Genomic DNA, 13,653 nt, shown 5'->3' with positions numbered 1-13,653 from the left:
CCTGTGCCTGCAGAGACGCCCGCTCCCACCGCAGACCTCGCCACGGGGACCGACGCCGCGTACGTCGACCTCGAACGCGAGCTCCGCGTCATGCTTCGCCGTGCCGGCGCCGTCGCCGGCGGGATGGCGCGCCGCATCCACCCCGACCTCGAGGCGAGCGCGTACCCGCTGCTCGCGCACATCGCCGACCACCCGGGCGTGCGCGGGTCGGAGCTCGCGGCACACTTCGGCGTCGGCCGGGCCACGATCTCGCGGCAGCTGAGCCGCCTGCACGACCTCGGCCTGGTCGCGCGCGAGGTCGACCCGGAGGACTCGCGCGGCCAGCTCATCACGCTCACGCCCGACGGCGCGCAGCGGCTCCAGGCGGCCCACCGGGGCCGGGTCTCGTCGATCACGGAGGCGCTCGGGGGGTGGGACCCGGACGACGTCGCGACCCTCGCCAGCCTCCTGCACCGCTACTCCGAGGACGTCGTGCGCTGGAACTCCGCCCGGTGAGCCGTGCGGCGGCGCCGCGTCGCCGCGCCGGTGCGGGCACCGCGCTCGTGGCGGTCGTCGTCGCGGGCCTCGTCGTGGCGACGCAGGTTCCCGATCCCGCCGGCGACGTCGGCGGCGACGTGCTCTACGCGGTGGCGGCGTACGCGCTCGTCGCGCTCGTGCTGCCGCGGCTGCGGCCCGTCGTCGTGGCCGCGCTCGCGCTCGGATGGTGCTGGGTCGTGGAGGGCGTGCAGGCCACGGGCCTCGCCTCCGCCGTGAACGCCGAGGTCCCGCCCGCGGCGTGGCTCCTGGGGAGCACGTTCGCGGTGCGGGACCTGGCCTGCTACGCGGCCGGCGCGGGACTGGCCCTCGCCGTCGACGCGGGACTCCGGCGGCTCGCCGCCGGACCGGCTACTGCTGCGCGGCCTCGAACGTGAGGCTCACGGAGTTCATGCAGTAGCGGTCGCCCGTCGGGGTCTGGGGCGCGTCGTCGAACACGTGGCCCAGGTGCGACCCGCAGCGGGCGCAGCGCACCTCGGTGCGCACCATCCCGTGGCTGCGGTCCTCGATGAGCTCGACCCGGTCACCGGCGAGCGGGCTGAAGAAGCTCGGCCACCCGCAGTGCGCGTCGAACTTGGTGTCCGAGCGGAACAGCTCGTTGCTGCACGCCCGACACCGGTACACCCCGGTGCGCTGCTCGTCGAGCAGCTCGCCGGTCCCCGGGCGCTCCGTGCCCGCCTGACGCAGCACGGCGTACTCCTGCGGCGAGAGCTCGGCGCGCCACTGCGCGTCGGTCTTCGTGACCTCGTAGGGCTGGCTGTCATGGGTCTGACTGGTCATGCTCCACCTCCGACGGTCCCAACCACACGTCCCCGACCGGTGTTCCCGGCCGTGTCAGCCGTCCCGGTCGTGGTCAGCGCGGGGTCGACGTCGAGTAGACGGTCGGGCCCGACGAGCCGGCGGGGCGCTGGGCGCGACCGCGCCCGCCACGGCGTCGGCCCGACGCCTGGCCGGACGGCTGCCCCGCGCCCTGCGGCGCGCCCTGGCCGGAGCCACCCCGGCGACCCGAGCCACCGCGCCCGCCCTGACCGCCCGCGCCGGCCTGGCCGACCGGTCGCGCCGCACCGGTGCGCTGGTCCGTCGATCGCTGGCCGCCCGACGAGGCCTGCCCGCGGGGGGCCGTGGTACCGCCCTGCGCGCCCCGACCGCGGCGCGACGTGCGCGACCCGCCGTTGGTCGACGTGGTGCCGCGCTTCGCCTGCGTCTGCGGCGGCGTGATGTCGGCCGGGCGGACGTACTCCGCGACCTCGCCCACGAGCCCGGTGATGGTCTCGTCGCCGGGTGCGACGGGCTTGGGCTGCGCCGTGATCTTCGCCTTGCGCGTCAGGTCGCGGACGTCGCCGCGCTGCTCGGGGAGCATGACCGTGACGACGACGCCCTCGGAGCCGGCACGCGCCGTGCGGCCGGAGCGGTGCAGGTACGCCTTGTGCTCGGCCGGCGGGTCCACGTGCACGACGAGCTCGACCTCGTCGACGTGGATGCCGCGTGCCGCGATGTCGGTGGCGACGAGCACCTTCACCGCGCCCGACGTGAACGCCTCGAGGTTGCGCTCGCGCGCGCCCTGGCCGAGGTTGCCGTGCAGGTCGACCGCGGGGACGCCCGACGCCGTGAGCTGCTTCGCGAGCTTCTTGGCCTGGTGCTTGGTCTTCATGAACAGCACGCGGCGGCCCGTGCCGGAGGCGAGCTGGTGCACGACCTGCTTCTTCGCCTCCGCGTCGCGCACGGCCAGGATGTGGTGCGTCATCTGCGGGGGCGCGGCCGCGGCGTCGTCCACCGAGTGGCGCACCGGGTTGCTGAGGTAGCGCTTGACGAGCTGGTCCACGCCGTTGTCGAGCGTCGCGGAGAACAGCATGCGCTGCCCCTGCTTCGGGGTCTTGTCCATGATCCGCTTCACGCCGGGCAGGAAGCCGAGGTCGGCCATGTGGTCGGCCTCGTCGAGGACGGTGATCTCGATGCCGTCGAGCGTGAGCAGGCGCTGGTTGAGCAGGTCCTCGAGGCGGCCGGGGCAGGCGATGACGATGTCCACGCCCTTGTCGAGCGCGGTCACCTGACGGGACTGGGCGACGCCGCCGAAGATCGTCGTCGTCGTCAGCCCGAGGGCCTTGGCGACGGGCTCCATGGTGGCGTTGATCTGGTTGGCGAGCTCGCGCGTGGGGCACAGCACGAGAGCGCGCGGCCGGCGCGGGTGGCGCGAGGTCTTCGCCCCGGCGAGGCGCGCCACGGTGGGCAGGGAGAACGCGAGCGTCTTGCCGGAGCCCGTGCGTCCGCGGCCGAGCACGTCACGGCCCTTCAGGGAGTCGGGAAGCGTGGCCGTCTGGATGGGGAACGGGGAGTCGATGCCCTGGCGCGCGAGCTCGCGCACGACAGGGGTGGGCAGGCCGAAGTCGGCGAAGGAAGTCACAGAAGTACGAGGCCTCTCGGGGCTGGGGGTCGGGGTCCGCCGCACGCAATCCGGGGGGATCTCCACGACGTGGGGCGCGCGGTTCGCGCTGCCCTCAGGCGTCCAGTCTCTCATGCCCGGCGCCGGAGCCCCGCAACGCGGCGCGCGTCACCGCCGGTGAGGCCTCCGAGGGGGTGCCGAGCACGACCTTGGTGACGTTCTCGGCGCCGTGGCGGCACCGACGTCGCGATCGAGCGCGAGCAGCGTCGTGCTCGGCCGACGGCACAGGGCGCTGTGGTGGAATGGCGCGCGTGCACCAGGAGACGACGACGCCGCTCGCCGCGGCCGGAGAAGGCACCACCGGCGGCGCTGACGTGTGGACGACGGTGACCGACGTCGTCGGGCAGATCTGGATCGCGGCGGTGACGCCCGTCGCTCCCCCGGCGCCCGCCGTGGTGACGGCCATGGGCGTGGTCGCGCTCGCCGTCGTGCTCGTCACGCCCGTGTGGCGCGTGGCGCGGCACGTCGTGACCATCGCGCACGAGGGCGCGCACGCGTTCGCCGCGCTGCTGACGGGGCGGCGCCTGTCCGGCATCCGCCTGCACTCCGACACGTCCGGCCTGACCGTGTCCTACGGGAAGCCGCGCGGGTTCGGCATGGTGGTCACGGCGTTCATGGGGTACGTCGGGCCGGGCCTCGTCGGGCTCGGCGCCGCCGCGCTGCTGCGGCAGGGGTACGCCGTCGGGCTCCTGTGGCTGCTCGTGCTCCTGCTCGCCGTGATGCTGCTGCAGATCCGCAACTGGTTCGGGCTGTGGTCGGTCCTCGTGAGCGGCGCGGCGCTCGTCGGGGTGTCGTGGTGGGCCACGCCGCCGGTGCAGAGCGCCGTCGCGTACGCCGTGACGTGGTTCCTGCTGCTCGGCGCGGTGCGGCCCGTCCTCGAGCTCCAGGCGCAGCGGTCGCGCGGGCGCGGCGGGAGGTCGGACGCCGACATGCTCGCCCAGCTGACCCGCGTCCCGGGCCTGTTCTGGGTGGGCGTGTTCCTGCTCGTCACGATCGGTGCCGCGGTGCTCGGCGCCTGGTGGATCGTCGGGCCCGCGGCCTGACCGGGCGCACCGGACGCCCCGCGCACGACGACGGGCCGCCCGCGTGATGCGGACGGCCCGTCGGGGGTTCGAGGGCGCGCCCGGAGGAGGAAGGAGCGCGCCGTCGAAGACCGTGCTGCGTCGTCAGCCCTGAGGGGTCAGGACGAACGAGGGACCCTGAGCGTTCGGGTCGGTGTCGAGCGTGAGGTTCGACAGGGTCGGCACGGTGGCCGACTCCACGAACACCTTCGCCTCGCCGTTCTCGACGACCGTGTCGTCGGGCTGCGGGGCGGGCACGAGCGCGAGCTCGAAGCTGCCGGCCTGGTCCGCGGACTCGGCGATCCGCAGACCGCCTCCCTCGGGGACGCCGGCCTGCGTGGTGAGGTCCTGGACAGCGGAACGGGCGTTGTCGGTCAGGGTGAGCACGAGAGCTCCTCTCGTCGCCGGGCGGGGGCCACGGGACACGTCCGTGCGGTGCACACCTGGAGGTGCGACCTTCCGTCGGTGCACCCTCCCGCGGGCCCCTCGGTCTCCTCCAACCAAGCAAGATCGGCGTGCGACCGCAAGCGAGACGGCCGCATCTCACCGAAGTTCTCGCCCAGCAAGACTCCGTGCGACAGCGCTCGCCGGTCTGCGTAGGGTTCGCGCGCCTGGGAGGCACCCGCCGGCCCGGCCCGCGACTCCCGGCGCGCCGCCCTCGCCGCCCGTGGCCGCACCCGGTACGAAGGGGACGTGACCACGTACCGGGTGCTCGGCGTCGACGCGTGCCGCGCCGGCTGGGTGGGCGTCGCGCTCGACGACCCACCCGACGACGCGGACCGCACCGCGGCGCACGCCGGGCCTCGCGTCACGGCGCACGTCGAGGCGACCATCGACGCGCTCGTCGCCCGCGCGTCGCAGGACGGGCCGCTCGCGGCCGTCGCGATCGACATCCCCGTCGGGCTGCCCGACTCCGGGCGACGACGCGCGGACGTGCTCGCGAGGGCCGAGGTCGGACCGCTCCGGTCGTCGGTGTTCATGACGCCCGTCCGACCGGCGCTCCTCGCACCCGACCACGCGACCGCGGTCCGGGTCAACCGCGAGCACGCCGGCGAGGGCGTCTCCGTGCAGGCGTACGCGCTGCGCGTCAAGCTGCTCCAGGTCGACGCCTGGGTACGGACCGTGGGCGTGCCCGTCGTCGAGGCCCACCCCGAGGTCTGCTTCGCCCGGATGCACGGCTCCCCGCTCACGTCGCGCAAGGCCACGTGGGCGGGCAGCGAGCTCCGACGGCGCCTCCTCGCCGAGCAGGGCGTCGTCCTCGCGGGCGACCTCGGGCTGGCCGGGCTGGACGCCGGCGTCGACGACGTGCTCGACGCCGGCGCCGCGGCGTGGACCGCGCGACGCGTCGCGCGCGGCGAGGCCGTGCCGCTGCCCGACCCGCCGGAGGTGTTCGACGACGGCTGGCCGGCGGCGATCTGGGTGTGACCGGTCGGGGCCCGCGGGGCCCGTCCGGCCGTCAGGCGCGCGCGGGTAGCCTAGGCGTGGCGTCCGGGCGCTCCCGGCCGCGGGCCTCTAGCTCAACTGGCAGAGCTGCGGACTTTTAATCCGTAGGTTGTGGGTTCGAACCCCACGGGGCCCACCACCGTCCGTCGTGCCGGTATCCGTCGGCGTGGATCCCGCCGCGGTGGTCGTCGCGGTCACCGCGACGTCGTCGAGGCCTGCGTCGTTCACCGGGAAGCAGGTGTGGTCGGCCACCCACACGTGCCACAGCCCCCGCTCCGGGTGGCGGTACTCGAAGGCCACGCGGCGGCCTGCCACGTGGGTCACGACGCCGTGCAGCGTCACGGGCCGGCCGTGCCGGTCCCGCGTCCGGTGCTCGGACGGCATGGGGCGGGCGAGGGCGATGGGTTCGGGGTGTCGTTCGTCTTGCTGGTGGCGCACGAGGAGAAGGACGTGCGAGATGTCCTCTCCGTGACGCGACGGACCGGGTGAAACCCGACAACCTCCGCGCGCCTCTCTTGCACAACCCTCCGAAGCGTGGCACGACCGCGCTGTCATCTGAGCAGCGAGGCAGCCTCCGCCGATCCGGGGTTCAGGTCACCGGTGGAAGTCCGGCAGGTACGAGATGCCGACGAGGATCCCCTCGGGACTGAGCAGTCGTGCGACCGTCTGCCCCCACGGCTCCTCGTGCGCGTCCCGCAGGACTTCCTGACCTGCGGCGCGCAGCTCGCGGACCGCGTCGGCGACGGCCTCCGGTGAGGAGACCTCGAGCTCCAGCCACGCCTGCGGCACGGGGTGGTCCCGTGGCCACTCCGGTGTCCCGAACGTGGACTGCGCCGCCTGGTCGAGGGGCCACAGCGCGAAGGCCTTCGCCCCGCCCAGGCGCTCGGTGTGGTGGTAGCCGGGCGCGAGCTCGTCGAACCCGATGCCGAGGGTCCCCGCCCAGAAGTCGTGCGTCGCGCTCGCGTCCGCGCCTATCGGGCCGAAGCCTGCGATGTACTCCACGTCCATCGACTCAGGCTAACCACGAGGGCCGCGGGATCAGGCTCCCGACGCGCTCTCGTCGGGCACGCCCACCGGCTCCGGGTCGAGCGAGGCGCGCAGCGTGTCCATCACGGCGTTCTCGACCAGCAGGGGCACGAAGTCGCGCACGTTCGCGTCGTCGAACGCGTCGAGCTCGGCCAGCACCTGCTCGCGGACCTGGTCGACGGGAAGGTCCGGGAAGCGGTCCGCGATGCGCTGCACCACGACGTCGATCTCGCGAGACTCGTCGTTCATGCACCGAGGATCGCAGACGCTGGTGGCCTACTCCGGAACCGCGGATGAACACTCGGTCGCGCGCGACCGATGAGTTCCGGGCGCGGTGCACGTCGACACCGACGACCGGGCACGGCGCCCGGCACGAGAGGAGCAGCACGTGTCCTTCCAGGCGTACCTCGACGCGGTCGAGGACAAGACCGGACTCACCCCGCGCCAGCTCGTCGACCTGGCGCACGAGCGCGGCTTCGACGAGTCGACGAAGGCTGGCCCGATCCTGGCGTGGCTCAAGGAGGACTACGGGCTGGGCCGCGGCCACGGCATGGCGATGGTCCACGTCATCACCAAGGGCCCGCAGATCAGCACGAAGCACGTCGGCACGGACGGCACGCACCGCGACGAGTCCGACACGCTGTGGCTCGACGGCAGGGCGACGAAGCCCGCGTGACCTGGCGGCCGCCGGGGCCCGCTCCGCCCCGGCGGCACCGCCCGTAGACTCGAACGGGTGCAGTGCCACCACTACGACGCCGCGCGCTGCCGGTCGTGCACGCTCCTCGCGCAGCCGTACCCCACGCAGCTCGCCGGCAAGCAGCGGCACTGCGCGGACCTCCTCGCCCCGCTCGCGCCCGGCCTGCGCTGGCTGGCGCCCGTCGAGTCCGCGGAGTCCGGGTTCCGGAACAAGGCGAAGATGGTCGTCACCGGCACGGTGGACGCCCCGGTCCTGGGCATCCTCGACGAGCACGGTGGCGTGGACCTCACCGACTGCCCGCTGTATCCCGCGGCGCTGCAGGAGGCGTTCGGGCCGCTGGCCGACCTGGTGACGCGCGCGCGCCTCGTCCCGTACGACGTCCGGGCACGCCGCGGCGAGCTCAAGTACGTGCTCGTGACGCTCTCGCCCGACGGCGACCTCATGGCGCGCTTCGTCCTGCGCTCGACGGAGTCGGTGCCGCGCCTGCGCAAGCACCTGCCGGCCCTGCTCGACGCGCTCCCGGCGCTGCGCGTCGTCTCGGCGAACATCCACCCGGAGCACAAGGCGGTCGTCGAGGGCGAGACCGAGCTGCTCCTCACCCGGACCGAGACGCTGCGCATGACGGTCAACGACGTCGACCTGCACCTGCGCCCGCAGAGCTTCTTCCAGACCAACACGGACGTCGCCGCCGCGCTCTACCGCCAGGGGCGGGCGTGGGTGGACGACGCCGCCCCCGCCTCGGTCTGGGACCTGTACTGCGGGGTCGGCGGGTTCGCGCTGCACGTCGCGGGCCAGGACCGCGACGTCGTCGGGGTCGAGACGAGCGCGGAGGCGGTCGCGAGCGCGCGGCACACCGCGCACGACGCCGGGCTCGACCGGGCCACGTTCCTCGCGCAGGACGCGACCGCGTTCGCGCTCGCCCAGCCGCCTGCCGCGCGGCCCGACCTCGTCGTCGTGAACCCGCCGCGCCGCGGCATCGGCGAGACGCTCAGCACGTGGCTCGAGGAGTCGGGCGTGCGGCACGTCGTGTACTCGAGCTGCAACGCGACGTCGCTCGCGCGCGACCTCGCGCTCATGCCGTCGCTGCGGCCGCGCGAGGCACAGGTGCTCGACATGTTTCCCCACACCGCGCACTACGAGGTCGCGGTGCTCCTCGAACGGGCCTAGGCCTCCTCGCCCGCGCGCCGCGCCGCCTCGGTCGCGGCGGCGTCCAGGCGCGCCCGGTAGGCCGCCCACTCCTCGCGCGACTGCTCGGGCAGGTTGCCGTCGTCGTTCCCCGCCCGCTCGTCGACCAGCTCGCGCACGATGTCGGCGTGCCCCGCGTGCCGGGAGATCTCGGCGAGCAGGTGCACCAGGACCCGCTGGAGGGTGACGTCGCGCACCCGAGGTCCCCACCACGGCACCACGCCCGGCGCGTCGAGGTCGAGGGCCGCGACCGTGGCGTCGGCGTGCTCGCACGAGCGTCGCCACAGCTCGAGGATCTCCGCGCGCGACTCGTCCGCCGTCGCCCACATGTCGGCGTTCACCTCGGCGTCGTCGGCGATCCACGGCATGGGGACGTCGAACGGCCGACCGAAGACCGCGCCGAGGTAGTCGGCCTGCACGCTCGCCACGTGCTTGACGAGGCCGAGCAGGTTCGTCCCCGTCGCCGTGAGCGGTCGGCGGACGTCGCGCTCGCCCAGTCCGTCGAGCTTGGCGACGAACGTCGCCCGCTCCTCCTCCAGGTAGCGCTGGAGCACCGCCTTCGGCTCCAGGGTCCGGTCCGGCCGTCCGGCCTCGGGTGTGGTCTCGGTCATATCGCGGACGCTACCGCGAGCCTCCCGCAGCGGTGCCACACTCCGGCCATGGCGACCGTGCACCCGGAGATCACCGACCGCATCGCGTCCTTCGTCCTCGCCCAGCCGGTGTTCTTCGTCGGGACCGCGCCGCTCGCCGCGGACGGGCACGTCAACGTGTCGCCCAAGGGCATGGCGGGCACCTTCGTCGTGCTGGACCCACACCGGTTCGCCTACCTCGACTACACGGGGTCGGGCGCCGAGACGGCGGCGCACCTGCGCGAGAACGGGCGCGTCGTCGTCATGTTCTGCGCGTTCGACGGGCCGCCGAACATCGTGCGGTTCCACGGCACGGGCCGCTACGTCGAGGTCGGCACGCACGAGTTCGACGAGCTACGGCCGCACTTCGCCAAGGAGCGCGAGCTGGGCCAGCGCGGCATCGTCGTCGTGGACGTCCAGCGGGTGTCCGACTCGTGCGGCTTCTCGGTGCCACGCATGACGTTCGTCGACGACCGCGACGTCCTCGACCGCGCCCAGGAGCGGCGCGAGCCCGAGTACTTCGACACGTACCGGCGGGAGCGCAACGCCCGCAGCATCGACGGGCTCCCGGCGATCGGGCGGCACGGTCCGGTCGACGACGCACCGGCCTCCCGACCGGCCGAGTCCTGACCGCGTCGGGCCGCTCGCGCCGCCGTCAACCGCCCGTCGTGGCCGCGAGGTACGCGGCGCCGCGCGGCGAGAGGCGGTAGCCGACGTCGAGGCTCTCGGTCAGGCCGAGCTCCTTGAGCCGGCGCACGCGCACCTTGAACGGGTCGCGCTCCATGCCGATCCCGGCGGCGAGCTCGCGCGCGACCACCCCGGGGTTCGCGGCGACCAGCTGGAGGTAGGCGCGCGTCCACGGCTCGGGTGCGGCGCGGTCCATGCGGTCGAGCCGAGCCCGGATGCCCTCGACGGCGGCGGCGTCGAGGTCGTCGTCGGCCCGCAGCGCGACGCGCGGGTCCTCGCCCGCGAACCGCAGGCCCACCCGGTACAGGTCCCCCTCGCGGCCGGCGCCCCGGGCGAGCACGCGTGCGGGCGAGCCCATCCCCGCGCGCCGGGCGTCGTCGTCGGACACGACCGGCACGCCGTCCTCGCCGAGCGGGACGCGCTCGACCGACGTCACCTCCACCACGCCGACGCGCGTGCGCTGCCGCGTCCCGACGCGTACGCGCGGCACGGTCCAGCGCCGGAACGCGAGCGTCACCGTCCCGTCCTGGACGCCTCGCAGCGTCGGCGCGTCGAGCAGCACGGTTCCGAGCATACGAGCGGGTCGGCGTCCTGATCGGTTCGCCGGGCGCGGAACGTCGCGCGTCGCGCTGCGGCACGCACCGCACGTGTGGGACTGTTTTCGCGATGTTCTGGATCGTCGTGGGGGCTGCGCTCGTCGTGTCCGGCCTCGCGATCACCGCGGGGGCGGTGCGGGGCGCGCGCCGGGACGGCTCGACGGGGGCGCACGGGCTCGCGATCGGCGTCGGTGCCGGGATCGTCCTGTGGGGCGGGATCGTGCTCGCCGTGGCCCTCGCCCTGCGGAACTGACCGGCACCTCGGGGCGCACCGCCGTCCGGTCCGGCCACCGCGCCAGGGCGGACGATCCGTGCCACGGTGGGCCCAGGACCGCCGCGCCGAGGCGACGCGGCACCCGGACGCCGCCGAGGAGGCCCGCATGGACGTCATCGCCGCGCACGGCGACGCGATCGGCGCGTTCGACGCCCGGGTCCGCCCCCTCACCGACGACCAGTGGTCGCTGCGCACGCCCGACGACGACTGGACCGTGCGCGACCTCGTCAACCACGTGACCGCGGAGCAGCTGTGGGCGCCCGAGCTCCTGGCGGGCAGGACCGTCGAGGAGGTCGGCGACGCCTTCGCCGGCGACGTGCTGGGGGACGCACCCGCCGACGCGTGGGTCGACGCGTCGGTGCAGGCCCGCGAGGCGTTCCTCGCCCCCGACGCCCTCGACCGCGTCGTGCACCTGTCCTACGGCGACACGAGCGCCGCCGAGTACTGCGCGCAGACGACGTTCGACCTGGTCGTGCACACGTGGGACGTCGCACGCGCGACGGGTGCGGACGAGGAGCTCGACCCGGCGCTGGTGTCGTGGGCGCTGCACTACGCCGAGACCCGCTCGACCCTCCTCGACGCCGGCCCGCTCTTCCGGGGGCCGCTCGACGTGGACGACGCCGTGGACGACCTCACGCGCCTCCTGGCGCTCACGGGCCGGCGCCGCTGAGGCGCGTCAGGCTCCCGCGTCGTCGCCCGCGGGCCCGCCCGCGGCGTCGCACACCTCACGGTACTCGGTGAGCCCGGCCCGTGCCGAGGCGACGTCGAGCTCCACGGAGGGCTCCGTCCCCGCGTCGAGGTTCTCCTGGAGCTGGAGGAACGGCACGCGCACCGCGTCCACGGCGTCGGCCAGCTCGGCGGGCACGTCGACCGAGAGGGAGCCCAGCTCGATGCCCACGGCCGTCATCGTGGCCACGGAGTCGGTGTCCGCGCCCTCGCTGATGTCGACGAGCGCCGCGACCACGCGCCGCTCGAGCGAGGTGTCGCCGTCGACGTACATCGCGCTGCACGCCTCCTGGACCGTGAGCGTCCCCTCCGGCGACGCCGTCCCGGTGGCGGTGCTCGTCGGGGTGTCCGACGGCGCAGGGTCGGCCGTGCCGTCCGCGCCCCCCGAGCACGCGCCGAGCAGCAGGACGCCGACGACGCCGGCGACGACGGCGGGCCGGACGGCACGGAGGCCGGGGGCAGGACGGGGCGAGACGCTCATGAGGAGCATGAAACCACCCGGACCTGGACGGCGCCGACGTCCGCGGCGCAGGTCGTCGGTTCGACGGGTGAGGCGCCGCCGGGCGCCCTAGCCTCGACGGATGGCCGACACCCAGCCGCCGCCCCCGCCCGACGAGCACGCCCCGACGGTGTGCGTGCTCGCCCTCACCCCGCTGCTGACCATCGAGATCGAGCCCGGCGGTCCCCACGACGAGTCGCCCGAGGTGCACGTCCACCCGGGCGGTCAGGGGTTGTGGCTCGGCCGCATGGCGTACTCGCTCGGCGCGCACGTCGTCGTCTGCGGGCCGTTCGGCGGCGAGACGGGGACCGTCGCGGCCCACCTCGCGCGCACGCTGAACCTCGACCTGCGGGCCACCACGACCGGCGGCAACGGGGCCTTCGTGCACGACCGCCGCAGCGGCGAGCGCCAGGAGGTCGTGACCATGGACCCCTACGTGCTGAACCGGCACGAGGTCGACGACCTGTACGGCACGGTGCTCGTCAGCGCGCTCGACGCCGACGTGACCATCCTCACCGGGTCCGAGACCGACGTCGGCGTCACGCCCTCCTTCTTCGAACGCCTCACGAACGACCTGCACGCCTCCGGGCGGACCGTCGTCGCGGACCTGTCCGGGGAGCAGGCGCGGGCGGTCGCGTCCGGGACGGGCGCGATCCTCAAGATCAGCCACGAGGAGATGGTCGAGAGCGGGTTCAGCGACGACGACTCGGAGAGCGCGCTCCTCGCCGCGGCCCGCGAGCTCGTCGCGGGCGGTCCCCGCGCCCTCGTCGTCTCGCGGGCCGAGGACCCGACGCTGCTCGTCACGCCCGACCGCACGTACTCCGTGCAGGCGCCCGACGTCACGACGGTCGACCACCGCGGTGCCGGGGACTCGATGACCGCCGGGATCGCCGTCGGGCTCGCGCGCGGGCTGGAGCTGCCCGACGCCGTCCGGCTCGGCGCGTCCGCCGGTGCGCTCAACGTGACGCGGCGCGGACTGGGCAGCGGGCGCCGGGACCAGATCGAGCGCCTCGCCGAGCGCGTCACCGTGGAGGAGGTCTCGTGACGCTCGCGACGCGGCTCCGGACCATGACCAGGCACGACGAGAAACTCAGGAGGACACCGTGCACGCCCTCGTGACCAACGACGACGGGATCGACTCCCCCGGCCTCGCGGTGCTCGCCGGGGCCGCGCTCGACGCCGGCTACGACGTGACCGTCGCGGCCCCCGCACGCGAGTCCTCCGGGGCGAGCGCGTCGCTGCTCGGCGCGGAGCACGACGGCCGCCTCGTCGTCGAGCCCCGCCGCGCCCCGGGGCTGCCCGAGGGCGTGACGTCGCTCGCGGTGCGGGCCGCACCCGCGCTGATCGCGTTCGTCGCCGCGCACCGCGGGTTCGGCCCGAAACCCGACCTCGTGCTGTCCGGCGTCAACAAAGGGGCCAACACGGGGTACGCCGTCCTGCACTCGGGCACCGTCGGCGCGGCGCTGTCCGCCACGACCCACGGCATCACGTCCGTCGCCGTGTCCGTCGACGCGGCCGAGCCGCAGCACTGGGACACCGCACGCCTGGTGACCGACCACGTGCTCGGCTGGGTGCGCCGCACCCCGCTGAACGGGCGCACCCTCAACGTCAACGTCCCGGACTGCACCCCGGAGCGGCTGCGCGGTCTGCGCAACGCGCCGCTCGCGAGCTTCGGCCTCGTCCAGGCGCGCATCCACGAGAACGAGGAGCGCGACCTCATGCTCCAGTACGCCGGCACGGAGCGGCACTCGGAGCCGGAGTCCGACACCGGTCTCCTCACCCGCGGCTGGGCCACGGCGACCCTGCTGCGCGCGCCCTACGCCGAGCACGACCTCGAGGTGCCCGCGCTGCCCTGA

General features: G+C 74.6%; 19 protein-coding genes and 1 tRNA gene. 12 read left to right on the top strand and 8 right to left on the bottom strand.

The window, feature by feature from the left end; all coding sequences use genetic code 11:
- The first annotated feature begins 3 nt into the window (after window positions 1-3).
- Both ACFTZA_RS01120 and ACFTZA_RS01115 read left to right on the top strand, forming a co-directional pair.
- On the top strand, window positions 4-495 hold the full coding sequence (locus ACFTZA_RS01120; protein WP_378189826.1) for a MarR family winged helix-turn-helix transcriptional regulator: 492 nt from the start codon (window positions 4-6) through the stop codon (window positions 493-495).
- The gene (locus tag ACFTZA_RS01115) at window positions 492-911 is read left to right on the top strand and encodes a DUF2809 domain-containing protein (RefSeq protein WP_378189824.1); all 420 of its coding nucleotides are present in this window, start codon (window positions 492-494) and stop codon (window positions 909-911) included. The genes ACFTZA_RS01120 and ACFTZA_RS01115 overlap by 4 nt, the downstream gene beginning before the upstream one ends.
- Here the strand turns inward: ACFTZA_RS01115 and msrB are convergent.
- Window positions 886-1,314 (bottom strand): peptide-methionine (R)-S-oxide reductase MsrB, encoded by a 429-nt coding sequence (gene msrB / locus ACFTZA_RS01110; RefSeq protein ID WP_378189822.1) that lies wholly within the window; start codon window positions 1,312-1,314, stop codon window positions 886-888. The two genes, ACFTZA_RS01115 and msrB, sit on opposite strands and share 26 nt — an antisense overlap.
- Before the next feature lie 73 nt (window positions 1,315-1,387).
- On the bottom strand, window positions 1,388-2,935 hold the full coding sequence (locus tag ACFTZA_RS01105; protein ID WP_378189820.1) for a DEAD/DEAH box helicase: 1,548 nt from the start codon (window positions 2,933-2,935) through the stop codon (window positions 1,388-1,390).
- Between the two features lie 392 nt (window positions 2,936-3,327).
- On the opposite strand from ACFTZA_RS01105, the gene ACFTZA_RS01100 reads away from it, so the two are divergent.
- Window positions 3,328-4,017: a M50 family metallopeptidase gene (locus ACFTZA_RS01100; protein ID WP_378190079.1), complete on the top strand. Its 690-nt coding sequence runs from the start codon at window positions 3,328-3,330 to the stop codon at window positions 4,015-4,017.
- Window positions 4,018-4,140: 123 nt separating this feature from the next.
- Here ACFTZA_RS01100 and ACFTZA_RS01095 read toward each other — a convergent pair whose 3' ends face one another.
- Window positions 4,141-4,422: a HesB/IscA family protein gene (locus ACFTZA_RS01095; protein WP_378189817.1), complete on the bottom strand. Its 282-nt coding sequence runs from the start codon at window positions 4,420-4,422 to the stop codon at window positions 4,141-4,143.
- A gap of 306 nt (window positions 4,423-4,728) precedes the next feature.
- Here ACFTZA_RS01095 and ACFTZA_RS01090 point away from each other — a divergent pair, with 306 nt between their 5' ends.
- Window positions 4,729-5,460 carry a DUF429 domain-containing protein gene (locus tag ACFTZA_RS01090; protein WP_378189814.1) on the top strand — a complete coding sequence of 244 codons (732 nt, stop codon included), beginning with the start codon at window positions 4,729-4,731 and terminating at the stop codon, window positions 5,458-5,460.
- A gap of 81 nt (window positions 5,461-5,541) precedes the next feature.
- Window positions 5,542-5,617, top strand: a tRNA-Lys gene (locus tag ACFTZA_RS01085).
- Between the two features lie 455 nt (window positions 5,618-6,072).
- On the opposite strand, the gene ACFTZA_RS01080 is transcribed toward ACFTZA_RS01085, so the two are convergent.
- The gene (locus ACFTZA_RS01080) at window positions 6,073-6,486 is read right to left on the bottom strand and encodes a VOC family protein (RefSeq protein ID WP_378189811.1); all 414 of its coding nucleotides are present in this window, start codon (window positions 6,484-6,486) and stop codon (window positions 6,073-6,075) included.
- Between the two features lie 30 nt (window positions 6,487-6,516).
- Window positions 6,517-6,753: a three-helix bundle dimerization domain-containing protein gene (locus ACFTZA_RS01075; protein ID WP_378189809.1), complete on the bottom strand. Its 237-nt coding sequence runs from the start codon at window positions 6,751-6,753 to the stop codon at window positions 6,517-6,519.
- A 139-nt stretch (window positions 6,754-6,892) separates the two neighbouring features.
- Here ACFTZA_RS01075 and ACFTZA_RS01070 point away from each other — a divergent pair, with 139 nt between their 5' ends.
- Together ACFTZA_RS01070 and rlmC are read left to right on the top strand one after the other, a co-directional pair.
- Complete coding sequence (locus ACFTZA_RS01070) at window positions 6,893-7,180, top strand: DUF4287 domain-containing protein (protein WP_378189807.1); 288 nt, start codon at window positions 6,893-6,895, stop codon at window positions 7,178-7,180.
- 57 nt (window positions 7,181-7,237) lie between these two features.
- A complete protein-coding gene (gene rlmC, locus ACFTZA_RS01065; RefSeq protein ID WP_378189805.1) occupies window positions 7,238-8,368 on the top strand; it encodes a 23S rRNA (uracil(747)-C(5))-methyltransferase RlmC in 1,131 nt (376 codons plus the stop codon).
- Here rlmC and ACFTZA_RS01060 read toward each other — a convergent pair.
- Window positions 8,365-8,997: a DinB family protein gene (locus ACFTZA_RS01060; RefSeq protein ID WP_378189802.1), complete on the bottom strand. Its 633-nt coding sequence runs from the start codon at window positions 8,995-8,997 to the stop codon at window positions 8,365-8,367. The two genes, rlmC and ACFTZA_RS01060, sit on opposite strands and share 4 nt — an antisense overlap.
- A 48-nt stretch (window positions 8,998-9,045) precedes the next feature.
- Between ACFTZA_RS01060 and ACFTZA_RS01055 the strand changes: the two genes are divergently transcribed.
- On the top strand, window positions 9,046-9,645 hold the full coding sequence (locus ACFTZA_RS01055) for a pyridoxamine 5'-phosphate oxidase family protein (protein ID WP_378189800.1): 600 nt from the start codon (window positions 9,046-9,048) through the stop codon (window positions 9,643-9,645).
- 25 nt (window positions 9,646-9,670) lie between these two features.
- On the opposite strand, the gene ACFTZA_RS01050 is transcribed toward ACFTZA_RS01055, so the two are convergent.
- A complete protein-coding gene (locus tag ACFTZA_RS01050; protein ID WP_378189798.1) occupies window positions 9,671-10,264 on the bottom strand; it encodes an ASCH domain-containing protein in 594 nt (197 codons plus the stop codon).
- 104 nt (window positions 10,265-10,368) lie between these two features.
- Between ACFTZA_RS01050 and ACFTZA_RS01045 the strand changes: the two genes are divergently transcribed.
- Window positions 10,369-10,551, top strand: a complete 183-nt coding sequence (locus tag ACFTZA_RS01045) for a hypothetical protein (protein ID WP_378189796.1) — start codon at window positions 10,369-10,371, stop codon at window positions 10,549-10,551.
- Between the two features lie 58 nt (window positions 10,552-10,609).
- Window positions 10,610-11,242, top strand: coding sequence for a TIGR03086 family metal-binding protein (locus ACFTZA_RS01040; RefSeq protein ID WP_378189794.1), 633 nt, complete (start codon window positions 10,610-10,612; stop codon window positions 11,240-11,242).
- Between the two features lie 6 nt (window positions 11,243-11,248).
- On the opposite strand, the gene ACFTZA_RS01035 is transcribed toward ACFTZA_RS01040, so the two are convergent.
- Entirely contained in the window at window positions 11,249-11,779 is a 531-nt protein-coding gene (locus ACFTZA_RS01035; protein WP_378189792.1) for a hypothetical protein, read from the bottom strand.
- Window positions 11,780-11,879: 100 nt separating this feature from the next.
- Between ACFTZA_RS01035 and ACFTZA_RS01030 the strand changes: the two genes are divergently transcribed.
- A complete protein-coding gene (locus ACFTZA_RS01030) occupies window positions 11,880-12,842 on the top strand; it encodes a 1-phosphofructokinase family hexose kinase (protein WP_378189790.1) in 963 nt (320 codons plus the stop codon).
- Between the two features lie 58 nt (window positions 12,843-12,900).
- Entirely contained in the window at window positions 12,901-13,653 is a 753-nt protein-coding gene (gene surE / locus ACFTZA_RS01025; protein WP_378189788.1) for a 5'/3'-nucleotidase SurE, read from the top strand.

The sequence above is a fragment of the Cellulosimicrobium sp. NPDC057127 genome (genome assembly GCF_042670945.1).
Taxonomy (GTDB): Bacteria; Actinomycetota; Actinomycetes; order Actinomycetales; family Cellulomonadaceae; genus Cellulosimicrobium.
Note: the sequence above shows the minus strand (reverse complement) of the source record. Positions and strands in the feature narration are given on the sequence as shown.